The sequence below is a fragment of the Streptomyces cirratus genome, from assembly GCF_014650775.1.
In the GTDB taxonomy this organism is placed as follows: Bacteria; Actinomycetota; Actinomycetes; order Streptomycetales; family Streptomycetaceae; genus Streptomyces; species Streptomyces cirratus.
Window position 1 is genome coordinate 163871 of record NZ_BMVP01000003.1, and the last position, 24169, is coordinate 188039.

The window sequence follows — 24169 nt, forward strand, 5'->3', positions numbered from 1 at the left end:
GTCACCGAGCACCTTCGCCGCCGCGCGCAACGCGTCGAGGGCGGCGCTCCCTGCGGCCGCCGCCCCGGGGCGCCGGGCGAGGTGGCCCGACATCGACACGAGCCGGTATCGAAAGTAGATCTTGAGCTGTGAACGATCATGGTTCATGGCGCGGGGGGATCTCACGGACGAGCAGTGGGCAGTGCTGGCGCCGTTGTTGCCGACGGGGAGGAAGCGGGGGCGGCCGCCCGTCTGGCCCGGCGGCAGTTGATCGACGGCATACGGTTCAGAGTCCGGACTGGAGTTCCGTGGCGGGACGTCCCCGTCGAGTACGGGCCGTGGGGCCGGGTCTACGACCTGTTCCGCCGGTGGCAGCGGAACGGCGCTTGGCACCGGATCCTCATCCGTCTCCAGTCCCTGGCCAACGCGAAGGGCGCGATCGTGTGGGACCTGAGCGTCGACTCCACGGTGTGCCGCGCCCATCAGCACGCGGCCGGGGCCCGCAAGCGGGGCGACCTGCAGAAGGAGCCGCCGGGCGGCATCTTCAACGAGCCCCATGATCACGGGCTGGGAAGATCACGCGGCGGCTTCACCACCAAGCTGCACCTGGCCGTCGAACAGGGCCAGAAACCCATGTCGATCGTGCTCACGGCAGGACAGCGCGGGGACTCGCCGCAGTTCGAACCCGTGCTGGAGAAAGTCCGCGTGCCCCGCATCGGACCGGGCCGGCCACGCGTCCGCCCCGACCGCGTGCGGGCCGACAAGGCGTACGCCTCCCGCAAAAACCGCGCCTACCTGCGCCGCCGCGGAATCCGCTGCACCATCCCAGACAAGGCCGACCAGGCACGCAACCGCCAGAAGCTCGGATCCCGCGGCGGCCGGCCCCCGCACTTCGACCCGGCCGACTACCGCGAGCGCCACGCGGTCGAGTGTGGGATCAACCGCCTCAAGAGGAACCGTGCTGTCGCCACCCGATACGACAAGCTGGCGGTCCGCTACGAGGCGACCGTCCTCAGAGCGGCCATCGGCGAATGGCTATAACCAGCGGACATCAAGCGCGTCCAATCCAGCCCGCAGGCATAAAGGTGCTCTCACTCCCCAGCAGCATTGAGGAGGATCTGCGCCAGCTCGCGCGGCTGGGAGAACATCGGCCAATGGCCGGTGTCCATCTTGGCCAGACGCCAGTGCTTGCTGGTCAGCAGCTCGGCCACATCTTCGTCGGGCTCGGCGTCGTCGGGCTCGGCCCCCGGCATCACGCACAGGATGTACGTCGCCGAAAGTTCACCGAGCGGCCCCGCCAGCACAGCGGGCTCGGTCAGCGTGGCACCTGGGTGAGGCGTCGCGCCACGCACGAGGCGTGCGATCTGCTCATCGGTGAGACCTTCGCCGTCGTAGTGAGCAACTGGCGCGGGCGGCCAAAACCCCCCGTTCTCGGCGATCGATGCCTTCACTGCCGCCCCGCCGTCCGGCCAGGCGGAGACAAACGACCTGCCGTCAGTGGGAACACTTGAGTCGAGGAACACCACGCGGGCCAGTCGGTCGCCGATCCGCTCCGCGGCCTGACCGACCGGGATGCCCGAGTAACTGTGACCCACAAGAACCACGTCACGCAGACCCTGGTGTTCCACCTCGGCAACGATGTCCTGGACGTGAGTCGCTTGCCCTGCCGGTACACCCCGCTTGTCAGCAAGACCGGAGAGCGTCAACGGATAGACGCCGTGGCCAGCCGCACGCAGATACGGCACCACCTCGCCCCACGCCCACGCCCCGAGCCGTGCACCGGCAACCAGCACGAAATTCACCATGCCCGCACCGTAGCCGGGCAGCTTGACGATCTTCTAGGAAATACTTTCGATACAGGCCCTAGCGGCGGCGGATTCGGGCGGCCAGGACGGCCACGTCGTCCTCGGCATGCCGGGCGTCCAGGCCGGCCACCACCGCGTCCACGACGTCACGCACCGCTGCGCCGGGCGGGAGGCCGAGGCCGACGAGCCGGGCCAGGGAGGTGTCGATGTCCTCTCCGCGCCGCTCCACCAAGCCGTCGGTGAACAGCAGCAGCGTCTCGTCCGGGGTCAGGGCGCGGGTGACGGCCTCGTAGCCGCCGATCCCGGTACCCAGCGGCGGGCCCACCGGGACCTCCACCAGGGTGGCCGTGCCGTCGACCGAGAAGATCGCCGGCGGCAGGTGCCCGGCGCTGGCGAACATCGCCACCTGCCGGGACGGGTCCACCCGCACCAGCAGGCAGGTCGCCGGGCGGCGGGCGTCGTCCTCGGCGACCAGGGCGTCCAGTTGCCGCAGAACCCGGTGCGGTGCGAGTTCCGTCGAGGCCACCTCGCGCAGCGTGGACCGGTAGGCGTTCATGTCCACGGCCGCGTCCGGGCCGTGCCCCATGACGTCGCCGACCACCAGCAGGGTCCTGCCGAAGTGCAGCCGGACCGTCTCGAACCAGTCCCCGCCCACCAGCGCCCGCGTCCCCACCGGCAGGTAGCGGCTGGCGATCTCCAGATTGGGGTGCGGCCGGCCGGGCTCGGAGACCAGCGCCCGTTGCAGGTTGAGCGCGGTCTCCTCGGTCGCGGCCAGCCGCCGGGCGTGGCCGAGGTGTACGGCGGCCAGCCGCGCGGCGAAGAGCATGGTCGCCGTCTCGTGGTCGGTGAACCCGGGGCCGCCGGCTCGTACGGCGAGCAGCGCACCGTAGGTCCTGCCCCGGGCGACCAGCGGCACCGACACCGCTTCGGCGAGGCCGCCGGGCAGTTCGGTGACGGGCTTGCCGCCGTCCATGGCGCGCAGGGTCGGTGCGTCGGCGCCTTCCGGGGCGTACGGGTCGAGGAGGGTCGCCGGTCCGGTCTCGGCGGCCCGGTACGGCGCCGCTCCGGGCTGCTCCGTCCGCAGGTCCACCGCGGCCGCGTCGCACGGGATGCCGAGCAGGAACGCGACCAGTTCCCGGCAGGTGGTCCGCTCGTCCAGGGTGGTCCCGATCCGCTCGGCGGCACCCTCCACGGCCCGCAGCCGCGCGCGGAGCGCCGCGGCCTCACGGTCCGGGTACTGCGAGTACTCCGGGTCCTCCGGTTCCGCCGCCACCCCTCCATTCCACCAGGTGACCCGCCATCCGCGCGCCGCAGGGTGGTACCCGGCCCGGCCGCTCCGTGAGGCAGTCGCCGGCGGGGCCGAGTGGCGCAGTCCCGGGTGCCGGGGGCGGAGCGGGCGGGCACAGTGGTCGCGGAGGGCGGAGGGCGGAGGGCGGTACGCGCGCGGGCCCGCGGACCGGCGGCCAGGCACTGGAGAACGGGAGAACGGCGATGGCATCGGACGCACCCATGCAGCTCGGCATGGTGGGACTCGGCCGGATGGGTGCCAATCTGGTGCGCCGGCTCATGCGGGACGGACACCGGTGCGTCGTCAACGACGTCAGCCCCGATGCCGTACGGGCGCTGGAGGGGGAGGGCGCGACGCCGGCCTTCTCGTTGGAGGAGCTCGTCGAGCGGTTGGAACGGCCCCGCACGGTGTGGCTCATGGTGCCGGCGGGCGTGGTCCAGGAGACACTGGACCACCTCGTCGGGCTCCTGGACCCGGACGACACGGTCATCGACGGCGGCAACTCCTACTACCGGGACGACATCGCGCGGGCCCGCGCCCTCGCCGAGCACGGCATCCGCTACGTCGACTGCGGCACCTCGGGCGGTGTCTGGGGCCTGGAGCGCGGCTACTGCCTCATGATCGGCGGCGAGCCGGGTCCCGTGGAACGGCTCGCGCCCCTCTTCCGCACCATCGCTCCCGGCGCCGGCAGCGCCGCGCCCACCCCGGGCCGTACCCGTACCGACGGCACCGCGCCGCAGGGCTACCTCCACTGCGGGCCGAGCGGCGCCGGGCACTTCGTGAAGATGGTCCACAACGGCGTGGAGTACGGGATGATGGCCGCCGTCGCGGAGGGGCTCGGCATCATCAAGCACGCCGACGCCGGCTTGCGCGCCCGTACGGCCGACGCCGAGACCGCTCCCCTGTCCGATCCCGAGGCCTACCGGTACGAGATCGACGTGGCCGAAGTCGCCGAGGTGTGGCGCCGCGGGTCGGTCGTCGGCTCGTGGCTCGTCGACCTCACCGCCGACGCCCTGGCCCGCTCCCCGCAGCTGGACGACTTCACGGGCCGTGTCTCCGACTCCGGGGAAGGGCGCTGGACGGTGCTGGCCGCCATCGAGGAGAGCGTGCCGGCCCCCGTCATCAGCGCCGCCCTCTACCAGCGCTACGAGTCCCGGGGGCTCGGCGAGTTCACCGCCAAGGTGCTGTCCGCCATGCGAAGCGAGTTCGGCGGCCACGCCGAGAAGCGCTCCGGCGCGGACGCGTGAGGAGGCCCGTCATGGACCCCGACTCCGCCGCTGCCCGGCCCCAGCCGCGCCCCGCGAACCACGTCGTCGTGCTCTTCGGCGCGACGGGTGACCTGGCCAGGCGCAAACTGCTGCCCGGCCTGTTCCACCTCGCCAAGGCCGGGCTCCTGCCGCAGCGGTACCGCATCGTCGGTTCGGCCCCGGCGGCCGAGGCCCTGAGCGACGAGCAGTTCCGCGCACACGCGCGCCAGGCCGTGGCGGAGTTCGGCCGCTCGCACCCCGAGGGCCCCGCATGGCAGGAGTTCGAGGCCGCCCTGTCCTTCGGCGCGGCCGACCCCGACGCCCCCGAACCGCTGGTGACGGCGGTACAGGAGGCCGAGCGGGCCGTCGGTGGCACTCCGCGGCGGCTGTTCCACCTCGCCGTCCCGCCCGTGGCGTTCACCTCCGTCGTCGGGCTGCTGGGGGCCACGGGCCTGGCCCAGGACGCGCGTGTCATCGTCGAGAAGCCCTTCGGGACCGATCTCGCGTCCGCCCGCGCGCTGAACGCGGCCGTCCACGCCGTCTTCGACGAGTCCCGGGTGTTCCGCATCGACCACTTCCTCGGCAAGGAGGCGGTCGACAACATCCTCGCCCTGCGGTTCGCCAACGGTCTCTTCGAGCCGCTCTGGAACCGCGAACACATCAGCCACGTGCAGATCGACGTGCCCGAGCAGATCGACATCCAGGGGCGCGCCCACTTCTTCGAGGGCACCGGCACCTTCCGCGACATGGTCGTCACGCACCTGTTCCAGCTGCTGGGCTTCGTGGCGATGGAACCGCCGGTCGCCCTGGAAGCACAGTCGCTGCGGGACGAGCAGGTGAAGGTCTTCCACAGCATGCGGCCCCTGGACCCCGCGCACGTCGTACGCGGCCAGTACACCGGCTACCGCGCCGAGCCCGGGGTCGATCCGGCCTCGGACACCGAGACCTTCGTCGCGCTGCGCGTCGACATCGACAACTGGCGCTGGGCCGGCGTGCCCTTCTTCCTGCGCTCGGGCAAGGCGCTGGCCGAGGGCAGGCACGTCGTCACCCTCGGCCTGCGCGAGCCCGTGCTGCGCATGTTCCCCCTGGACGCCCGGGAGGCGGCGGACGGCCGCGCCAACGAACTCGTCATCGACTTCGCCGACCCCGGTTCCATCACCGCCCGGTTCCTGGCGAAGGAACCCGGCCCCTCCATGCAGCTCGCGGAAGCCGGCATGGTCTTCGGCTACCAGACCTCCTTCACCACCGAGAACTCCCTTGAGGCGTACGAGCACCTCATCCTCCAGGCCATGCTGGGCGACCAGTGCCTCTTCACCCGCTCCGACGGCATCGAACGCCTGTGGGAGGTCTCCGCGCCGCTGCTGGACGCGCCGCCGCCCGTCGCCCCGTACGCCCCCGGATCCTGGGGACCCGAGGCCATCGCGTCCCTCGTCGCCCCCTACCGGTGGCACCTGCCCGAACGGCGCCGGGCCGGGGCGCAGTGAGGGCACGGGCGCGCTGCTCCGAACGCCACACCCCCTCAGCCGTACGGGGGACCGCGCTCCTCCTGCGGGCGCCGCAGTGCGCGCAGCCCGCCGTCCGCTCCTAGCCTCGACGGCATGCTGGGACTCCCCGACCACGTCAGCGCCTGTCTGTTCGACCTCGACGGCGTGCTCACCCGGACCGCGAAGGTCCACGCGGCCGCCTGGAAAGAGATGTTCGACGACTACCTGCGTCAGCGGGCCGACCGCGAGGGTGCGGCCTTCGTTCCCTTCGACGCCGTGGACGACTACGACGAGTACGTGGACGGCCGTCCCCGCGAGGACGGCGTACGCACGTTCCTCGCCTCACGCGGCATCACGCTGCCCGAAGGCACCAGCGGCGACGGCCCCGACCAGGAGACGGTCCACGGCCTGGGCACCCGCAAGAACGACCTGGTGCTCCGTGCGATCCGCGAGCAGGGGGTGGAACCCTACGAGGGCTCGGTGGCCTACGTGCGCGCGGCGCGCGACGCGGGTCTGCGCCGCGCCGTCGTCTCCTCCAGTGCCAACTGCCGTGACGTGCTGGTGGCGGCCGGTATCGAGGACCTCTTCGAGGACCGGGTCGACGGCATCACCATCGCCGAGCAGGGTCTGCGCGGCAAGCCCGCCCCCGACAGCTACCTGGCGGCGGCCCGCCTGTTCGGCACCGACCCGCGCGATGCGGCGGTGTTCGAGGACGCGCTGGCCGGGGTGGCAGCCGGCAAGGCGGGCGGTTTCGGTTTCGTCGTCGGCGTCGACCGCACCGGCCAGGCGGCCGAACTGCGCGCGCACGGGGCCGATGTCGTCGTCACCGACCTCTCCGAGCTGCTGGACCGCGGATGATCACTCACGAGAACTTCGCGACCGAGCCCTGGCAGTTGCGGGAGACGGCCCTCGACCTGGACGTCCTCGCGCAGAGTGAATCCGTGTTCGCCCTTTCGAACGGCCTCCTCGGCTGGCGCGGCAACCTCGACGAGGGCGAGCCGCACGGCCTGCCCGGCTGCTACCTCAACGGCGTGTACGAGACCCACCCGCTGCCCTACGCCGAAGCCGGGTACGGGTATCCGGAGTCCGGGCAGACGGCCATCAACGTCACCGACGGCAAGGTCATCCGGCTGCTCGTCGACGACCACCCCTTCGACCTGCGCTACGGGGAACTCCTGTCGCACGAACGGGTCCTGGACTACCGCAGCGGCGTCCTGAGCCGGTCCGCGGAGTGGAGCACGCCCTCCGGGCGGACGGTACGCCTGACCTCCCACCGCATCGTCTCCCTCGCACAGCGGGCCGTCGCGGCGATCTCGTACACCGTCGAGGCCGTCAACGGGCCGGCCACCGTCGCCGTGCAGTCCGAACTCGTCGCCAACGAGCAGCTGCCGGCCGCCTCCGGCGACCCGCGCATGGCCGCCGCCATCGACTCCGCGCTGCTGCCCGAGGAGCACTACGCACACGGCACCCGGCTGCGTCTGGTCCACTGCACGGCCACCAGCGGACAGCGCGTCGCGGTGGCGGCCGACCACATCGTGGAAGGCCCCGCCGGCACCGCGTGGGCCGCCGAGAGCGAACCGGACGTCGCCCGCCTGACCGTGACCGCCACCCTCGAACCCGGGCAACGGCTCGAACTCGTCAAGTTCGTGACCTACGGCTGGTCGGCGCAGCGGTCGCTGCCCGCTGTGCGGGACCAGGTGGAGGGCGGGCTCGCGGGGGCGCGCACCACCGGCTGGCAGGGGCTGCTCGACGCACAGCGGGCCTGCCTGGACGAGTTCTGGGCCTGCGCGGACGTCGAGGTGGAGGGCGACGAAGAGGTCCAGCAGGCCGTCCGGTTCGCCCTCTTCCACCTCTACCAGGCCGCCGCGCGCAACGAGCGGCGCGCCATCCCGGCCAAGGGACTCACGGGCACCGGCTACGACGGCCACGCCTTCTGGGACACCGAGTCCTTCGTCCTGCCCGTCCTCACGCACACCGCGCCGTACACCGTCGCCTCCGCCCTCGCCTGGCGGCACTCCACGCTTGCGAGCGCGCTGGAGCGTGCCGGTCAACTCGGGCTGGGCGGGGCCGCCTTCCCCTGGCGCACGATCAACGGCGCGGAATGCTCCGGCTACTGGCCCGCGGGGACCGTCGCCTTCCACGTCAACGCCGACATCGCCGCGGCCGTCGAGCGGTACGTGTTCGCGACCGATGACCGGGAGTTCTACCGGGGACCCGGGCTCGACCTGCTGGTGCACACCGCCAGGCTCTGGCGCTCGCTCGGCCACTTCGACGCCGACGGCGTCTTCCACATCGACGGGGTCACCGGCCCCGACGAGTACAGCGCCATCGCGCGGGACAACCTCTACACCAACGCCATGGCCCGGCGGAACCTGCTCGCCGCGGCCGACGCCGTCTCGCGCCACCCGGACCGGGCACCGGACCTCGGCGTCAGCGCCGAGGAGATCGCGGACTGGCGCAACACCGCCGCGCAGATGGCCATCCCCTACAACCAGCGGCTCCAGGTGCACGAGCAGGCCGCCGGCTTCACCGACCAGGAACCGTGGGACTTCGACGCCACCTCCGAGGACCAGTACCCGCTGCTGCTGCACTTCCCGTACTTCGACCTGTACCGCAAGCAGGTCGTCAAGCAGGCGGATCTGGTCCTGGCGATGTTCACGTGTCCGGACGAGTTCACCGCCGAGGAGAAGGTCCGCAACTTCGCGTACTACGAGCCGCTGACGGTCAGGGACTCCTCCCTCTCCGCCTGCTGCCAGGCCGTCCTCGCCGCCGAGACCGGCCATCTGCGCCTCGCCTGGGCCTACACCCGCGAGGCGGCACTGATGGACCTGGACGACCTCGAACACAACACGCGTGACGGCCTCCACATGGCCTCGCTCGCCGGTACCTGGATCGCCCTGGTCCAAGGTCTCGGCGGGCTGCGCCGCTTCCGTCCCGTCCCCGCCGCGCGCCTACAGGACCAGCCGTCCGGGGGCCCGCAGGCCGAGGAACCGGAAGCCCCCGTCCGCTTCGCCCCGCGGCTGCCGACCTCGCTGACCCGGCTGGCCTTCAACGTCCGTGTCCGGGAGCGCCTCATCCGCGTCGACATCGGCCAGGCGACGGCCCGTTACACGCTCATGTCCGGAGGACCCGTCACCGTGATGCACCACGGCGCCCCGGTCGGGCTCACCGTGGGCGCGCCGACGGACCTCTCCATCCCACCGGCGCCCGACTCCCCCGAGCCCCGCCAGCCCAAGGGCCGCGCCCCCGGGACATGAGGGTGGCACGCGCGCGGGGCTCCTGCGCGCCGTGCGGATTTCAGGGAAGGCGACCGGGGTCGACGCCGGTCAGGTCACGGCTCGCGTCCCAGAGCCTCGTCGCGGCCGAGGCGTCGGTGAGGTGGGTCCACACCCGTTCGCGCCGGGGCCGGCCGCGCAGGCCGAACACGCGGGGTCCCCACAGCTCTCCTCCGCGCACGTCCGGGTCGAGCACCGCCCGGACGGCGGGCCAGGCGCCGGCGTCCTTGCCCTGGACGAGGAGGGCGGCCGGCGCCCCGCGCAGGCGTGCGCCGGCGGTCCGCACGTGGACGGGCGGCCGCGACGGGGTGAGGGAGTCCAGCGCGCCGCCGGGGTGGACGACGACGCTCGCCACGGCGCTCCCGGCGGCGCGCAGGCGGCGGTCGAGTTCGAGGCCGAAGTACATCTGGGCCAGCTTGGAGCGTCCGTAGGCGCGTTTGGGCACGTACTCCTTGCGGGACTGCAGGTCGTCCGGATCGAGTCGTTCGGTCTTCGCCGCGAAGCTGCCCACCGTCACGACGCGGGCCGCGGGTGCGGCCGACAGCAGGGGCATCAGCCAGTGGGTCAGCGCGAAGTGCCCGAGGTGGTTCGTGGCGAACATGAGCTCGTGACCCTCACGGGTCTCCTCCCGCGGCGGGTCGTCGAGCGCGACGCCGGCGTTGTGGATCACCCCGTCGAGGCGTTCGGCACCCAGTGGCTCCACCGCTGTCCGCAGCGACGGCAGGTCGGCGAGGTCGAGCCGTACGGTCCGTACCTGCGCGCCGGGGACCCGCGCGCGGATCGAGGCCGTGGCCGCTTCCGCCTTCGCGGGGTTACGGCTGCCCAGCACGACGGTGGCTCCGGCGGCGGACAGCTGTTCCGCGATGAAGTACCCGATGCCGGCGTTGCCGCCGGTGATCAGGAAGACCTTGCCGTGGCCGGGCGGTGGCCGGTGGACGTCCCAGGGCGGGATGGACGGGGTGGACGGCACGGCGGGGCTCCCTCGCGGTCGGCGGCGGCTGCCTCGCGGGCAGCTCTCCCGTCCACGGTGGCAGAGGCCACCGACAGATCACCCACGGATCACCCACGGATCACCGACGGCCCGTCGGGGGTCGCCGGCGTCGCCGCGCGCGGGGGCCACGCCGTGGGGTCCAGGAGGCCCAGGACGTAGGCGCGGGCGATCAGCGCGGGGCGGTTGGGTACGTCGAGCCGTCGGCACAGCCGGGTCAGGTGGTAGTTGACCCCGTCGACGGTGAGGCCCACCTTGCGGGCGATGGCCGATCCCGACTCCCCCGCCGCTGCGAGCGGCAGGATGCGTGCCTCCTGGGCGCTCAGGCCGTTGGCCGCGTCCTGCGGCAGCGGCTCGGGCCGTCCTGCGCCGGCCTCCTCGGCCAGCGAGACCAGCAGGCGGGGGATGTCGTCCTGCGGGTCGGAGACCGGTTCGACGGTGACCCGGCCGTGGCGGGCGGTCCCCCGGGCCTGCCAGCTCACCTCGACCGGGTAGCGGGACCTGCGGCGCGAGCGCAGGGCCTCGTCCAGTCTGCCCAGCTGCCGGTCGTTGGTCGGGGTGAGGATGTCGAGGAGCCGGCGGCCCTCCAGCTTTCCCGGCTGGAGCTGCCACGCGGAGGCGAACGCGGGGTTCGCGCCGAGGATCAGGCCGTAGGCGTCGCTGATCGCCAGCGCCACGGGCGCCCTGTCGAAGAGGCTGACGAAACGTGACCGCCAGGCCGCGGCCGCCTCGCTCAGCACGTCGGGTGACGGCTGTGTCACGCACTCTCCCTCTGTCACGGCCAACTGCCCCCGATCAAGGCCCTGCACGGAAAACACCACTACAAGAATAGGTAGTTCTCGTGCGGGACGGCCTCGGCGGCCGCGTCACGGTGGACACGACACGGCACCCGGTCTGCGGGCGGGTGCACAGGTCCAGGCAACGACGTGATCAGAAGAGGCACAGGCCATGAGTGAATCGCACACCACCGGCGGCGGACCCCCTGACGACGACTCCGGCGACGCGCACCTGCCGGTCGTCGACGTGAGCGACTCGGGGATGACGAGCACCCCGCTACAGACGGCCATGGGGCACGCGCGCCGGCTCGGCCCGATCTTCGTCCAGCGCTTCCACGACCGGGAGACGGTGTTCGTGAGCGCGGCGGCGCTGGTGGAGGAACTCTCCGACGAGCAGCGCTTCGTCAAGGGCATCGGCCCCGCGCTGGAGAACGTACGCGAGGTCGCCGCCGACGGGCTGTTCACCGCGTACAACGACGAGCCCAACTGGGCCAAGGCGCACGACATCCTGCTCCCGGCTTTCGCCCTCACCTCGATGCGCACCTACCACCCGCACATGCTGCGGGTCGCGAAGCGGCTCATCGGCTCCTGGGACGCGCGGTTCACCGCGGGCGCCGGTGTGTCGGCCCCGGTCGACGTCGCCGAGGACATGACCCGGATGACCCTGGACACGATCGGCCTGTCCGGGTTCGGCTACGACTTCGCGTCCTTCGAGCGTGAGCAGGCGCACCCGTTCGTCCAGGCGCTCGTGCGGGCCCTCGCCCACAGCCAGGCCAAACTCGGCCGGGTGCCCGGCGCGGACCACTCCGACGAGGACGAGGCGTTCGCCGCGGACGCCGCCTACCTGGCCCGGGTCGTGGACGAGGTGATCGAGCAGCGCCGGGCCTCGGGGGACACCTCGACCGACGACCTGCTGGGCCTGATGCTGGGCTCCCCGCACCCCCGGTCCGGCGAGGTGCTCGACGGGGCGAACATCAGGAACCAGGTGATCACGTTCCTGATCGCGGGCCACGAGACCACGTCGGGTGCGCTGTCGTTCGCGCTGTACTACCTCCTCAAGAACCCTGCGGTGCTGCACCTGGCCCAGGCCGAGACCGACGCGCTGTGGGGCGACGACCCGGACCCCGAGCCCTCCTTCGAGGACATCGGCAGGCTGCGCTACGTACGCCAGGTCCTGGGCGAGGCGCTGCGGCTGTGGCCGACCGCCGCCGCGTTCGCACGCGAGGCGCGCGCGGACACCGTGATCGGCGGCCGCTATCCGGTGAAGGCGGGGCAGCGGATGCTGGTGCTGACTCCGATGCTGCACCGGGACCCGGTCTGGGGCGACAACGTGGAGGAGTTCGACCCGGACCGGTTCGCCGCCGAGGCGGAGGCGAACCGGTCCCCGCACGCGTACAAGCCGTTCGGGACGGGGGAACGCGCCTGCATCGGGCGGCAGTTCGCCCTCCACGAGGCGACGATGCTGCTGGGCATGCTGGTGCACCGCTACCGGTTCGTCGACCACGCGCGCTACGAGCTGCGCATCAAGGAGACGCTCACGCTCAAGCCCGACGGCTTCACGATGGCTTTGGGCCGACGCACCCCGGCCGACCGCGGCCGGGTCCGCGCGGCCCTCGCGGGGGTCCTCGGGGCCGTTCGCCCGCTCGACGGCCGGGAGGACGGGCACACTCCGGCCACGGGGGCGTCGCCCACCCGGGCCGTTTCCGGCACGACGCTGACGCTGCTGCACGGATCCAACTTCGGCACCTGCCGCACCTACGCGGAAGACCTGGCCGAGATGGCCGGGGAACTGGGCTTCGAGACGCGAGTCGCGCCGCTCGACGACCACCGTGACGGCGCACTGCCCACGGACGGGCCGCTGGTCGTCGTCGCCGCGTCGTACAACGGACAGCCCACCGACGACGCGGCCGGCTTCGTCTCCTGGTTGACGCGGGCGGCCCCGGGTGCCGCCGAGGGCGTGCGGTACGCCGTCCTGGGAGTCGGTGACCGCAACTGGGCCGCCACCTACCAGCAGGTGCCCACGCTCATCGACGGCCGCCTCGCCTCGGCGGGGGCGGCGCGGCTGATGGACCGCGCCGAGGCGGACGCCTCCGGGGACCTCGCGGGAGCGGTGCGCGGCTTCACCGCCGCCCTGCGCCGTACGCTGCTGGAGCGCTACGGCGACCCGGCGTCCGTGGCCACCTCCCCGTCGGAGGAGTCATCCGGCCCGCTGTACGACGTCGTCGAGATCACGGGTGATCCGCTCGACGCGCTGGCCAGGCGACACGACCTGCGGCCGATGACGGTGACACACACCGGGGACCTCGCCGACCTCGGCCACCCGGCGGGCAGGTCGAAGCGTTTCCTGCGCGTCAGGCTGCCCGAGGGGGTCGGCTACCGTACCGCCGACCACCTCGCCGTCCTCCCGGCCAACGACCCCGCCCAAGTGGAGCGGGCCGCCCGGGTCCTGGGGGCCGGCCTGGACACGGTGCTGAACGTCCGGGGCCGCCGGACCGCCCGGACCGCCCTTCCGCTCGACCGCCCCGTCACCGTAAGGGAACTGCTCACCCGGTACGTCGAGCTCCAGGCCCCGGTGACGGCCGAGCAGGCGGCCGTCCTCGCGGCGCACAACCCGTGCCCGCCGGAGAAGGCCGCGCTGGAACGGCTCGCGGCCGGGGGCGCGGCCGGGGCGGCCGGAGCCCTCCCGGGCAGCCTCGTGGACCTGGTCGAGGAGCACCCCGCACTCCGGGGCCGCCTGCCGTGGCCCGTACTGCTGGAGTTGCTGGAGCCGATGCGGCCCCGCCACTACTCCATCTCCTCTTCGCCCTCGGCAGGTCCGGCGCAGGCCGACCTGATGGTCTCGCTCCTGGAGGCACCCCACCGCTCCGGCCGGGGCGGTGTGTTCCGCGGAGTGGGCTCTTCGTACCTGCACCGGGTACGCCCCGGCGACACGGTCCTCGCCCGGGTACAGCCGTGCCGGGAGGCCTTCCGCATTCCGCACGACGACGCGACGCCGGTCATCATGATCGGCGCGGGTACCGGCCTCGCGCCCTTCCGGGGGGCGATCGCCGACCGCCGTGCACTGCGCGCGGCGGGAGCCGAACTGGCGCCCGCACTCTGCTACTTCGGCTGTGACCACCCGGAGGTGGACTACCTCCACCGGGCGGAACTGGAACAGGCCGAACGCGAGGGGGCGGTGTCGATGCGCCCCGCCTTCTCGCTGGCGCCCGAAGGGGAGGTCCGCTTCGTGCAGCACCGGATCGAGGCGGAGGGCGAGGAGGTCTGGCGGCTGACCGACGCGGGCGCCCGCATCCACGTCTGCGGGGACGGCTCCCGCATGGCCCCGGGCGTCCGCGAAGCCTTCCGGCAGCTGTACGTCCGGTTCAGCGGCAAGGACGAGTCGACGGCCTCGCAGTGGCTCCGGGGGCTGGTCGAGGACGGCCGGTACGTGGAGGACGTGTACGCGGGCGGCTGAGGGCCTATCCGGCGGGGGCGGCGCGGACGGCCTGCTCCAGCAGACCGTGAAGAACGCGCTGCTCCTGCGGGGTGAGGCCGGACAGGGGACTGTCCACGGCGAGGAGGTCGAGGAGACGCCGGCGCAGTGCGGCGCCTTCGGCGGTGAGGGCGAGCCGCTTGGCACGGCGGTCGGTGGGGTGCGGGTGGCGCTCGACCAGGTTCTGCTTCTCCAGCTTGTCGACGACGAAGGTGGTGTTGGAGGGCTCGCAGCTCATCCGGTCGGCGAGCTCGCGCATGGTCATCGGCCCGCTCATCTCGCGCAGCGCGGTCGCCTGGGGCGCGGTCAGGCCCAAGGTGGCCGCGCGCTCCCGTACGTGCTCGGCGATCCGCTGCGCCAGTCCGTTCACCAGACCGCACAGCTGACGCTCGGCGATGGCCTGCGAGTCGGGGGGCGTCGTCATGGCACCACTCTAGCAACTCCATCAAGGCAACATATTTACAGCTTGAATGATTCGAGCTTGATGTTTATGGTGGGCTCGTCGCCGGGGCCAGCCCGGCGTCGACCTGATGACCGATCACAGGAGCGTCTCCATGGGTGACTTGACGGTGGACCACGACGAACGACTGCGCCGGCCGGCAGGTGTCCGCTCGATACGGCTGGGCGACACGAAGGTCTCGTACGTGCCGGACGGCGAGGCGCGTTTCCGGCCCCGGGCACTGCTCCAGGACACCACCGACGAGGTGTGGGCCGCACACCCGCAGTACGCGGACGCCACCGGCCACCTCGTGGGGAGCATCGGCGCCCTGCTGGTGGAGCACGGCGACCGCGCGCTGCTGATCGACTCCGGCATCGGCCCGCAGACGTTCGAGGCCCCGGACGGTCCCCTTGCCGTGATCCGGGGAGGCGCGCTCCCGCAGGGCCTGGCAAAACTCGGCCGCCGCCCCGAGGACATCGAAGCCGTGGCTTTCACCCACCTCCACCCGGACCACATCGGCTGGGCCTGCCTCCCCTCCCCCGGCACCGACCGGCTGGTGTTCGCGCACGCCGAGCACCTGATCTCGGAGCCGGAGTGGGAGCGGCGCGACGTCCTGGAGGCCCAGGGCATGACCGAGCAGGTCGCCACCCTCGCCCGGCGCGTCCGTACGGTCAAGGACGGGGAGGAGGTCTTCCCCGGCGTACGTGTCCGGATCGTCCCGGGCCACACCCACGGGCACGCCGAGTACGTGATCACCGGGGGCGGGCGGCGTCTGATCGCCTTCGGTGACGCCGCGCACTCACCGGCCCAGATCGACCACCCCGAATGGTCGGCGGCCTTCGACCACGACCGCGCCCGGACCGCCGACCACCGCCGCCGGCTCGTCGCCGAGTTGGCGGAGCCCGGCACGATCGGCTTCGGCGTCCACTTCGCCGACGTGGTCTTCGGACACGTCCGACAGGACGGCGACGGCCCGGCTTGGCGCGCCGTGGACGCCTGACGCGCGGTGCACGAGCGGCGCTCACGACAGGGGCGTCACATCCGGCGCGGCTTCCCGGTCCTCGCTACGGAAGCGAGAGAAGGGTTCGGCTCGGGTGTCTTCTACGGCAGGCTGCACCCCCGGCTGACCGCCCTCGTCGGGGCACTTCCCCCGGGGCGCGGCCGCAGGGCGTTCGTGTTCGCCACCAGCGGGCTCCCGGAGATCCCGCCGGCGCCGTACACCCGACCCGTGGTCCGGCTCCTCGAAGGCAAGGGGTTCACCGTGGACGGGAGCTTCTCGTGCCGGGCGTTCGACACCTGGGCGCCGTTCAAGCTGCTCGGCGGGCTCAACAAGCAGCGCCCGAACGCCGGTGACCTGTCCGCCGCGCGGGAGTTCGCCGAGCGGCAGCGGGACGGAAGGGGACCACTGGCCTGACGACGGGGCGGCGGCCGGGGACGCAGGGCCGCCACCGGCGGCACGGACCGCAGGGTCCCGCGCCCCGTGGCCCGGGGCATCACCCAGGGAGCGACCGTCACCGCCGTCGTCCTCGGCCGCGCGCTCACACCCCTGCTCCGCACGCGGCCCGCACGCGGCCTGACCCGGCCGGGGCGCCGAGGCACGGCCGGAGCGCCGAGGCACGGGCTGGCCGCCGAGGCACGCTCGGGGCGCCTCCTTCGGGCGGCAGGCGTAACCGCTCGTTACCGGGGCAGGCGCCGGGCGAGGTACCAGGAGGACGCCATGGGAGACGGCGTAGCGCATGCCGGAGGTCCCGGGACACCACCCGGGTCGCCTTCCACCACGGTCACACCCGATCACGTCCGGGCCCTGCTGGAGCACGCGGCGGGTGAAGAGCGGGTCCTGATCGTCATCCAGGGCCGGGTGGAGGTCGTGGCGGCCGCCCGGCTGCGGGACCCCGCATATGAAGGCGCCCTCGAAGTCGCCTCGACGCAGGACCTGGACGCGATGTCCGCCCTCAGCCCGCCGCAGAAGGCCGATCCCGAAATACTCGCCTCGGTACTCCAGGCCGCGATATCGCGGCTCGGCGCCTGACGGGCCCGGGCTACCAGATCATCCGGTTTCCCCGCCCCACTTCCCACTCGGGACCGGCGAACGGCTCGGGAGGCCTCGGCGCCCCCAGGTACCGGGCGACGGCTACCCGGGCGTCCAGTGGGCCGCGCACCTCCGTGCCAGGGGCCACCGCCGGCACCGCAGCCCCGTCGGACGGCGCGGCCGGCTCACAGGCTCCGACGCCGCAGGCGGCCAGCAGGCGCAGCGGCTGGCGGTGCCATCCCGTGGCGACCAGCGTGGAGCCGTGCCGGGCGGTCAGCCGCCGCAGGTCGAGCAGGAACCGCAGGCCGGTGAGGTCCATGAAGGTGACGGCGCTCATGTCGAGGATGACCGCGCCCTGGTCCGGCAGGCTGTCGAGAACGGCCGCCAGCTCGGCTTCGACAGCGAGGTCGATCTCACCCGCCGGGGTGACGAGCACGGTGTCGCCCGTACGCTCGACGGTGATCTCGAAGATGGCTTCCATGGCTGCGGTTCCTCATCGGAGGGTGCTTCACCAGCATCCACCCTGGGCGCCGCGTAGTCACCTTCTCCGGCCCCGTGCCGCAGCGCGATGGACCACGCTGCCACCACCACGGACGTCACACGGGCACGGGTGCGCCTGCGGCGTCCGAAGGGCCGCCCTGCGCGCCGTCGCCCGTCCCGGTCCACGGCTCCGGTATCACCGTGGGTGGCGGGAAGTCAGGGAGGCAGCTGGTGGACGTGGACGGACATCCGGGACTCGAAGCGGCGAAGGCGGCGATCCGTGCGCTGCCCCCCAAGTGGACGGCGGCCTCGGAGCGGGCGGCCGGCGGGCTGTGGCGGCTGCCGAGGGCGGCCGACGCGGTGGAGTACGCGTTGGCGGAGCCGCAGGAGGGGCTGCGGGAGCGTGGCTGGGTGATGGTGCGCGCCCGGGTGGCCGAGGAGATCGGCTCGGGGCGGGACTGGACGCGGGAGGCCGCGGTATGGCTCGCGCGGGCGGGAGCGACGTGGCGCGAGTCCGCCCGGGTGACGGGCGACCTGGCGTGGCGTGCGCGGGCCGAGGGGTTCAGCGCCCTGCTGTTCCTGGACGAGGCGTACGTGGCCTCGCTGGACCCGGACACCGCACGGGGGCGGGCTCTGTGGCACTGCTTCCTGACGACGCTGCGGTACGACTTCCGCTGCGTGGCCATCGAGGAGTTCTTCGACGCCCTGCCGGCCGGCCGAGACCATGCGGACCCGTACACCGACGCGCTGCGCGCCTTCGCCCTGCTCGGGCGCTCGCGGACGGAGGGGCTGGCGCTGATGGAAGCGGTGGTGGCCCGGGCGGGCGACGAGGACAAGGTGGTCCACGCGTTGCTGCACGGGCTGTGGCTCGGGGAGAACCTTCCCCGTCAGGCGTCGCTGATGCTGGACCTGCTGGAGAACGCCTCCTTCGCGGAGGGCCTGCTGGGGCCGGAGGCCCTGTTCCGCAAGGCCGGCGCGCTGCGCAGGCTGCGGCAGTACGAGCCCGCTCTGGCAGCTGTGCAAGGTGCGATCGACTGCCTCGATCCCGGCGAGGTCGTCGTGCACGCCGACTGCGTCCGCGAGCGGTCCCTGATCCTGGCCGAGCGCAGCCTGCACGCCGCCGCGGGCGCCGGCGCCGCTGCCGCCGCCTCCGCCTCCGCCACCGGCCAGGGCGCGCCCGTTGACGAGGGCGGGGAGGGCCGCCGGCGGGGGTAGGGGGTCCCCGCATGACGAAACGGCTCCGCCTTCGGGGGAAGGGGAGCCGTTTCCGTATGAGCTGGGGTGCGTGGTTCAGGCGTGGCTGTGGTGGCGCCTGTTACCCGTGACCAGCCGGTAGAGGGCCAGGAGGATGACGGAGCCGACGATGGCGGCGATCCAGGTGGACAGGTCGAAGAAGCCGTCGATCGAGTCGACGCCGAAGACGACCTTGCCGAGCCAGCCGCCGAGCAGGCCGCCCGCGATACCGATGAGCATGGTGATGATGATGCCGCCGGGGTCCCTGCCCGGCATGATCGCCTTGGCGATCATGCCCGCGAGCAGCCCTATGAGAATCCAAGCGAGAATGCCCATGATCCGTCTCCTACCTCGATGAATAAGGCTGTGGTCAACGATCGTCTGCGCCGTGGGCGCACTTTCAAACGTGCCGATCTGTTGATCGTTCCGCCCGAGTCGGGGCAGTGGAATCCCTGACGGAACCGCGTCGCGGAAGATCCCGATGCCGGGCCGAGCCTTGGACGTTCGAATGAGGGAGGACCCCGTGTCCGTGCAGGACCTGCGTCACCAACTCCGGTCGCTGCGCCGGCAGCTCGACGAGCAGCCCGGCCTCTCGCTGCAGGAGCGTGATGACATACACGCGCTGATCGACAGGATCGAAGACCGGCTCCGGACCGGTGACGCCGGCCCCCACGCCGGTCTCACCGGCGGCGTGACACGTGCGGCGGAGCGCTTCGAGGCCGGCCATCCCAAGGTCGCCGGGACTCTGCGCAGTATCGGTGTGGCGCTGGCCAACATCGGGATCTGACGGCCGAACGCGCCGCCCGCGGTTCACTCGGCCGACGTCGACCAGGGCGCGGTCCGCAGCTCGTAGGCGCTGCGCCGCTGCCGCAGCCGTGGGGGCTCGTCGGCGGCCTTTCCCACGGCGATCATGGAAACGATCGCCCATCCGGGGTTGGGGCGCAGCTCCTTGGTGAGGGCTTCGAGGTCGAAGGCACGGAACTGATGGGTGGCCAGGCCCATCGCCTCGGCTTGGACGCTGAGGTGGGCGACGGCCTGCCCGAGGTCGTAGTCGGCGAACTCGGAGTAGAGGACCGGCGAGTCGCCGACGTAGTGGCGGGTCAGCGCGACCACGAGCAGGCCTGCGTCCTTCGCCCACCGGAAGGAACTGGGTGCGAGGTGCGGCAGTACCCGTGCGTGATCCGGTTCGCCGGGTCTCGCGGAAAGGAAGCCCCAGGGTTGCGAGTTCCCGGCGGAGGGTGCCCACCGCGCTGCTTCGAGGAGCGTGTGGAGGGCGTCGTCGTCGACGCGGCCGGACGGATCGAAGGCGTAGGGGCTGAAACGGTTGGCCAGCAGCGGGTGAACCAGGTCGGTCCGCACGGGATCATGGGGCATGTCCCGTACAACCGCGCGCTGCGGTGATCCATTTCCGCGGAGCGGAGAAGGGCCTCCCGGCCGGCGTGTGAACGCGCGGCCGAAAGGACGCGGCCTCGGCGGCTTCCCTGCCCCAGCCGACTCGGGCGGCGCGGCCGGCCTGGAGGAAGGCCGCGGTTTCAGCGACGCGGCGGGGCCTGGTGGCGGGCGGTCCGCGGGCCACCTCCCCGGGCGGCCCGTCGCCGGCGACGTGCGAAGCGCCGTAGGGGTTGCCCGCCTGGAACTGGATCGGGTCGGTGTAGCCGGGCGGCACGATGATGCCGCCCCAGTGGTGGGAGGTGTTCGTCCGCGCCAGGAGGGTGGATTGCGCTACCGGGGAGGTGTGGAATCGGCGTCCGCGCCCGCGACCCGGCGCCGGACCTGGTTCTCCTGGGCGAGACGCCGTAGCAGCTCGAACACGGGGGCGCAGATCGCGAAGACGATGACCGCCCGCTCGGCCAAGGCCACCGGGTCCTCGACACCGACCGCCCGCTCCAGGTCCAGCCGGGCCACCGACTCGGCCAGCGCCGCGTAGGCGGCGAGCTCGCCCGGGCCGTACCGGGCGTCCAGTCGCCGCAGCTCTTTCAGCGCCGCCGTGAGACCCAGGACGTGCGGCGACGTGTCGGGCGCCTGCCACTCCAGGGTGGCGAGCAGCTCCGCCACCTCGGCCGCGGCGCTCTCGTCGGCCTCGGCTTCCTCCTCGGGGCCCGCGGCGCCCTGGGCCGCCACCGGCACCGGCAGGGCGTAGCTGATCGCCCCGAGGGCGCCCTCGGAGCTGTCGGCCTGGTCGACGGCACCGAGCACGTCACGGGTGGCGGCGATGGACAGGCCGCCGAGCGTGGTCAGCGCCTTGATGAGCCGCAGCCGCTGCACGTGCTCGTCCCCGTACTCGGCCAGCGTCGCGGCGGTCGCCCGGCCTGCGGGCAACAGCCCCTGCCGCAGGAAGTACTTGATGCTGGCGACCGGCACTCCGGTGCGCCGGCTGAGCTCAGAGATCTTCATGCGGCTTCCCTGCTGGTCATGCGGTCCGGTAGCGGTGAGCGGCGATTGGACACCACTACAAGATACTGCCAGTATCCAGTAACTGGATACTTCAAGTATCCAGCCGCACGCACCGCACCGCCTCGCACCGGAGAATCGATGCCTCACCCCACTCCCCCCTCCGTGCTCCGCCGCCCACAGCTGTGGATCGGAACGGGACTGATCGCCGCAGTGGTCTCGATGTTGTTCGCCCTGCTCTACGTGGGCGGCAACGTCAACCCCAGGGGCAACCTGCGGGACCTGCCCGTCGCCCTCGTCAACACCGACGGCGGCGCCGACGTCAACGGCCGCCGCGTCAACATGGGCCAGCAGATCGTCTCGGGGATCCAGAAGGCCGCCGAGGGCGACAAGAGCATCGACTGGCAGGTCGTCAGCCGCGCGGAGGCCGACAAGCGGCTGGGCCGGGGCAAGGTCTTCGGCGCCCTCGTCATACCCAAGGACTTCTCCGTCACGGTGACCGCGCTCGGCGCGCCGCAGCCCGCCACCCAGGACAAGGCCGTCCCGCCGACCCTGACCGTCCTGACGAACCAGGCCGCCGGCAGCATCGGCTCCTCCATGTCGTCCCAGGCCGCCCAGAAGGCCGCCCACGCCGCCTCAGCCCAGCTCGGCCAGGAACTCCTCAAGCAGGCCGCGGCCCAGAAGGCCCAGCTCCCGACGGCAGCGCAGCTCAAACTGGCCGACCCGGTGACCGTGAACGTGGCCGACGGCCACCCCCTCGGCTCCCGCAGCGCCATGGGCCTGAGCGCCTTCTACTACGCGCTGGTCCTGGTCGTCTGCGGCATGCTCGGCGCCAACGTCGTCAACTCCCAGGTCGACACCGCACTCGGCTACCTGCACACCGACTTCGGCCCGTTCCGCAAGCGCGAACCCGTCCAGCACACCAGCCGTGTCCGCACCCTGGCCATCGGCATGGCGCTCATGCTCGGGCTGTCACTGGTCATGGGTACGCTGGTCGAGGTCGCCACGGTCGGCATCCTCGACATGGACGCGTCCCACCTCGGCCTGCTGTGGCTCTACTCGGTAGCCACCATCGCGGTCGTCGGCGTCGGCAGCCTGGCCCTGTTCGCGGCCTTCGGGACCCCCGGCATGCTGCTGGCCACCATCGTGTTCGTCGCGATGGCCGTCCCCTCCTCCGGCGCCACCGTGCCCGTCCAGGCGCTGCCCGGGTTCTTCCGCGCCCTCGCCGAGTTCGAGCCGCTGCGCCAGATCACCGAAGGGCTGCGCTCCCTGCTCTACTACGGAGCCCAGGCCGAGGCCGGTCTCACCCGGGCGTGGGCCTCGATGGGCGTCGCCCTCGTCGCCGCCCTGCTCTTCGGCTTCGCCGTCACCCGCCTCTACGACCGCAGGGGGCTGCACCGCATCCCCCACCCCGACGCCGACACGGGGGTCGCGGTCCAGACCTCCTGAACGGTCCGGTCGCTTGCGCGGGTCGCCGGCCCGGCGTCGCTTCGCCGGGCCGGCGGTCCATGCGGCTCGCGCCGGTCACGCGTCGTTGGCAGTCATCGTCTTGACGCCCGATCGGTCCCGGGCCGCCGCGGGTGCGGCCGCGCGACGGCCCCGGTGGAACCACGGACCACGCCACAAGCGTCTGTGGCCGGCATGAACAGAAATCCACTGGGCCGGCCATGAGCACCACTTCGAACGCCACCACCAGCCGCACCGCACGCCTCCTCGCCGGCCTCGGCGCGACGATCGCGGCGCTCGTGTGGGCACCGCGAGCCGCGTTCAGCATCGACGGCGGGTTCGAGGGCCATGCCCGTGACCTGAGCGTGGTCTTCGTCGATCTTCCGCTCATCGTGCTCGGCGGCGCCCTGATTCCGCTCGTCACCTGGGCGCTGACCACGCGCTGGACCGGCCGGCCCGGGGGCGCGGTACTCGCAGCCGTGGTCGCGTACGCGCTCGGCGTCTGGGGACTACTGGAGTGGTGGACGCCCCGACAGCACCCGGACCCCTGTTACGGGCCGGGCATATGACCACCGCCCGGTGAGGTCGAAACTGCACGGGCCCGGATGCGCCAGACAAGGAGGCCGACGGTGCAGTTCGCCCAGATCGTCGGCTTCGGGACCGAGCACGAGCAGGAGGTGCGCGGGCTCCTGCGCTCGCACGAGGGGCAGGCCCGTGCGCGGAGCCGGGAGAACGGCCCCAACAGCCGGATCCCGCTCAAGGACCGTGAGAATCCCCGTCACTTCCCGGCCGTGGTCGAGTTCGACCCCTCCGAGAAGGCCATGGCCAACAGCAACGCGCCCGGGACCAACGAGCCCGCCGGCCTGTCGGACCGGCTCGTGCCGGCGGGCGGTCAGGACTCGCGCGGCGAGCTGCCCTACCGTCCGGCCGCTCTCCTGGCCGAGCGGCTCGGCACGGAACTCCGCCACTTCCCCGGCGGCCACACCGGCCTGACCACGCACCCCACCCAGTTCGGCGAACTCCCCCAGAAGGCCTTCCGCCCATGACCCCGGGGCGACGCGGACGCAGGCCGCGCGAGCGGCTGATGACCCGGGGAGCCGGTGAACCGTGCCGGTCTGGGCGCTAGTGCTGTGGCCGGGAGGCGGCTCGGGCGGCGTCCTGTTGGGACCGCCAGCCGTGGACCAGTAGGTCGAACAGGGTCTCCACGACGGCGCGGGGATCGGGTCGGCCCTTGGCCAGGGTCGGGAATTGCAGGACGTAGCGTGCGAGAGCCGAGCACGCGAGGTCATCCGGCTCCCGGCCGAGCTCGTCGGCGATCGCGACGCCGAGGGCGTCGGCGTGTCGCATCCACATGCGCTCCGCGTACTCGCGGAGGGCGGGCGTCCCGTCCACCAGGGCGGTGAACTGACGCAGCCGGGGGTCCGAGGCGGTCGGCACCCAGGACCTCAGCGCGTGGGCACGGAGCGCCTCCACCACGTCCTGGCCTTCGGGCCGTTCACGGACGGCGGCGATCAGCCCCGCCTCGGCTTCCTCGTCGCGGTCGAAGACCAGCGCCTCCTTGCCCGGGAAGTGCGCGAAGAGGGTCGTCGTCGATACGTCGGCCTTTTCGGCGACGTCCCGGACGCTCACCCGGTCGAAACCGTGCTCCAAGAAGAGCTCCAGGGCGGCGTCGGCGATGGCCTGCCTCGTTGCGGCCTTCTTGCGCTCGCGACGGCCAGGGGGCGGGGAGTCGGGCATGCCCCCACGGTACCTCACAAGTGGAGCGAAGCCGAAACTGTACTGGTTGCACTTATGGACTCGTTTCTGCTTTGGTGGTGTCCGCAGGGTTGCCGTCCGC

The 24169-nt window shown here is 72.5% G+C and carries 23 protein-coding genes and 1 pseudogene; 14 read left to right on the top strand and 10 right to left on the bottom strand.

Translation table 11 applies throughout. The features are described 5' to 3' along the window. Positions 1-145: 145 nt before the first annotated feature. Positions 146-1020, top strand: a protein-coding gene (locus IE207_RS10340) for an IS5 family transposase (RefSeq protein WP_373304695.1) whose coding sequence is annotated in 2 segments (ribosomal slippage) — positions 146-220 and positions 223-1020 — 873 coding nt in all. Because the reading frame shifts where the segments join, the coding sequence is not laid out codon by codon here. Between the two features lie 50 nt (positions 1021-1070). On the opposite strand, the gene IE207_RS10345 is transcribed toward IE207_RS10340, so the two are convergent. Together IE207_RS10345 and IE207_RS10350 are read right to left on the bottom strand one after the other, a co-directional pair. After that, positions 1071-1784 carry an alpha/beta fold hydrolase gene (locus tag IE207_RS10345; RefSeq protein WP_190183782.1) on the bottom strand — a complete coding sequence of 238 codons (714 nt, stop codon included), beginning with the start codon at positions 1782-1784 and terminating at the stop codon, positions 1071-1073. A gap of 58 nt (positions 1785-1842) precedes the next feature. Beyond that, positions 1843-3057: a PP2C family protein-serine/threonine phosphatase gene (locus IE207_RS10350; RefSeq protein WP_229873615.1), complete on the bottom strand. Its 1215-nt coding sequence runs from the start codon at positions 3055-3057 to the stop codon at positions 1843-1845. A 218-nt stretch (positions 3058-3275) separates the two neighbouring features. Between IE207_RS10350 and gnd the strand changes: the two genes are divergently transcribed. The 4 genes from gnd to IE207_RS10370 all read left to right on the top strand — a co-directional run bounded on the left by gnd (position 3276) and on the right by IE207_RS10370 (position 9060). Then, the gene (gene gnd, locus IE207_RS10355; protein ID WP_373304696.1) at positions 3276-4319 is read left to right on the top strand and encodes a phosphogluconate dehydrogenase (NAD(+)-dependent, decarboxylating); all 1044 of its coding nucleotides are present in this window, start codon (positions 3276-3278) and stop codon (positions 4317-4319) included. An 11-nt stretch (positions 4320-4330) separates the two neighbouring features. Continuing rightward, positions 4331-5803, top strand: coding sequence for a glucose-6-phosphate dehydrogenase (zwf, locus tag IE207_RS10360; protein ID WP_190183784.1), 1473 nt, complete (start codon positions 4331-4333; stop codon positions 5801-5803). A gap of 114 nt (positions 5804-5917) precedes the next feature. Further along, positions 5918-6661 carry a beta-phosphoglucomutase family hydrolase gene (locus IE207_RS10365; protein ID WP_190183785.1) on the top strand — a complete coding sequence of 248 codons (744 nt, stop codon included), beginning with the start codon at positions 5918-5920 and terminating at the stop codon, positions 6659-6661. Then, positions 6658-9060: a glycoside hydrolase family 65 protein gene (locus IE207_RS10370; RefSeq protein ID WP_190183786.1), complete on the top strand. Its 2403-nt coding sequence runs from the start codon at positions 6658-6660 to the stop codon at positions 9058-9060. Before IE207_RS10365 ends, IE207_RS10370 begins: the two co-directional genes overlap by 4 nt. Before the next feature lie 40 nt (positions 9061-9100). On the opposite strand, the gene IE207_RS10375 is transcribed toward IE207_RS10370, so the two are convergent. Next, a complete protein-coding gene (locus IE207_RS10375) occupies positions 9101-10048 on the bottom strand; it encodes an SDR family NAD(P)-dependent oxidoreductase (protein WP_190183787.1) in 948 nt (315 codons plus the stop codon). 89 nt (positions 10049-10137) lie between these two features. After that, positions 10138-10827: a helix-turn-helix transcriptional regulator gene (locus IE207_RS10380; protein WP_229873617.1), complete on the bottom strand. Its 690-nt coding sequence runs from the start codon at positions 10825-10827 to the stop codon at positions 10138-10140. Between the two features lie 187 nt (positions 10828-11014). Between IE207_RS10380 and IE207_RS10385 the strand changes: the two genes are divergently transcribed. Further along, a complete protein-coding gene (locus tag IE207_RS10385) occupies positions 11015-14296 on the top strand; it encodes a bifunctional cytochrome P450/NADPH--P450 reductase (RefSeq protein WP_190183788.1) in 3282 nt (1093 codons plus the stop codon). Positions 14297-14300: 4 nt separating this feature from the next. Here IE207_RS10385 and IE207_RS10390 read toward each other — a convergent pair whose 3' ends face one another. Continuing rightward, complete coding sequence (locus IE207_RS10390; RefSeq protein ID WP_190183789.1) at positions 14301-14738, bottom strand: MarR family winged helix-turn-helix transcriptional regulator; 438 nt, start codon at positions 14736-14738, stop codon at positions 14301-14303. Between the two features lie 130 nt (positions 14739-14868). Between IE207_RS10390 and IE207_RS10395 the strand changes: the two genes are divergently transcribed. The 3 genes from IE207_RS10395 to IE207_RS10405 all read left to right on the top strand — a co-directional run bounded on the left by IE207_RS10395 (position 14869) and on the right by IE207_RS10405 (position 16782). Beyond that, positions 14869-15753: an MBL fold metallo-hydrolase gene (locus IE207_RS10395; RefSeq protein ID WP_190183790.1), complete on the top strand. Its 885-nt coding sequence runs from the start codon at positions 14869-14871 to the stop codon at positions 15751-15753. Positions 15754-15759: 6 nt separating this feature from the next. Further along, positions 15760-16167 (top strand): NADPH-dependent FMN reductase family protein, encoded by a 408-nt coding sequence (locus IE207_RS10400; RefSeq protein WP_229873621.1) that lies wholly within the window; start codon positions 15760-15762, stop codon positions 16165-16167. 303 nt (positions 16168-16470) lie between these two features. Beyond that, a complete protein-coding gene (locus IE207_RS10405; RefSeq protein WP_190183791.1) occupies positions 16471-16782 on the top strand; it encodes a hypothetical protein in 312 nt (103 codons plus the stop codon). Positions 16783-16792: 10 nt separating this feature from the next. On the opposite strand, the gene IE207_RS10410 is transcribed toward IE207_RS10405, so the two are convergent. Then, on the bottom strand, positions 16793-17263 hold the full coding sequence (locus IE207_RS10410) for an STAS domain-containing protein (RefSeq protein ID WP_190183792.1): 471 nt from the start codon (positions 17261-17263) through the stop codon (positions 16793-16795). 230 nt (positions 17264-17493) lie between these two features. Here IE207_RS10410 and IE207_RS10415 point away from each other — a divergent pair, with 230 nt between their 5' ends. Further along, complete coding sequence (locus tag IE207_RS10415) at positions 17494-18477, top strand: hypothetical protein (protein WP_190183793.1); 984 nt, start codon at positions 17494-17496, stop codon at positions 18475-18477. A 75-nt stretch (positions 18478-18552) separates the two neighbouring features. On the opposite strand, the gene IE207_RS10420 is transcribed toward IE207_RS10415, so the two are convergent. After that, positions 18553-18831, bottom strand: a complete 279-nt coding sequence (locus IE207_RS10420; RefSeq protein WP_190183794.1) for a GlsB/YeaQ/YmgE family stress response membrane protein — start codon at positions 18829-18831, stop codon at positions 18553-18555. Between the two features lie 187 nt (positions 18832-19018). Between IE207_RS10420 and IE207_RS10425 the strand changes: the two genes are divergently transcribed. Continuing rightward, complete coding sequence (locus IE207_RS10425) at positions 19019-19282, top strand: DUF4404 family protein (protein ID WP_190183795.1); 264 nt, start codon at positions 19019-19021, stop codon at positions 19280-19282. A 23-nt stretch (positions 19283-19305) separates the two neighbouring features. Here the strand turns inward: IE207_RS10425 and IE207_RS10430 are convergent, their stop codons facing one another. Further along, positions 19306-19869: a nitroreductase family protein gene (locus IE207_RS10430; RefSeq protein ID WP_190183796.1), complete on the bottom strand. Its 564-nt coding sequence runs from the start codon at positions 19867-19869 to the stop codon at positions 19306-19308. Between the two features lie 348 nt (positions 19870-20217). After that, on the bottom strand, positions 20218-20889 hold the full coding sequence (locus IE207_RS10435) for a MerR family transcriptional regulator (protein WP_190183797.1): 672 nt from the start codon (positions 20887-20889) through the stop codon (positions 20218-20220). A gap of 138 nt (positions 20890-21027) precedes the next feature. Here IE207_RS10435 and IE207_RS10440 point away from each other — a divergent pair, with 138 nt between their 5' ends. The 3 genes and pseudogenes from IE207_RS10440 to IE207_RS10450 form a co-directional block, all read left to right on the top strand. Further along, entirely contained in the window at positions 21028-22335 is a 1308-nt protein-coding gene (locus IE207_RS10440; protein ID WP_190183798.1) for a YhgE/Pip family protein, read from the top strand. Between the two features lie 218 nt (positions 22336-22553). Further along, a complete protein-coding gene (locus tag IE207_RS10445; RefSeq protein WP_190183799.1) occupies positions 22554-22901 on the top strand; it encodes a hypothetical protein in 348 nt (115 codons plus the stop codon). A gap of 288 nt (positions 22902-23189) precedes the next feature. Next, positions 23190-23378: pseudogene (locus IE207_RS10450) on the top strand (alpha/beta hydrolase); the annotation flags it as partial. Positions 23379-23454: 76 nt separating this feature from the next. Here IE207_RS10450 and IE207_RS10455 read toward each other — a convergent pair. After that, positions 23455-24069: a TetR/AcrR family transcriptional regulator gene (locus tag IE207_RS10455; RefSeq protein WP_190183800.1), complete on the bottom strand. Its 615-nt coding sequence runs from the start codon at positions 24067-24069 to the stop codon at positions 23455-23457. Between the last annotated feature and the right edge of the window lie 100 nt (positions 24070-24169).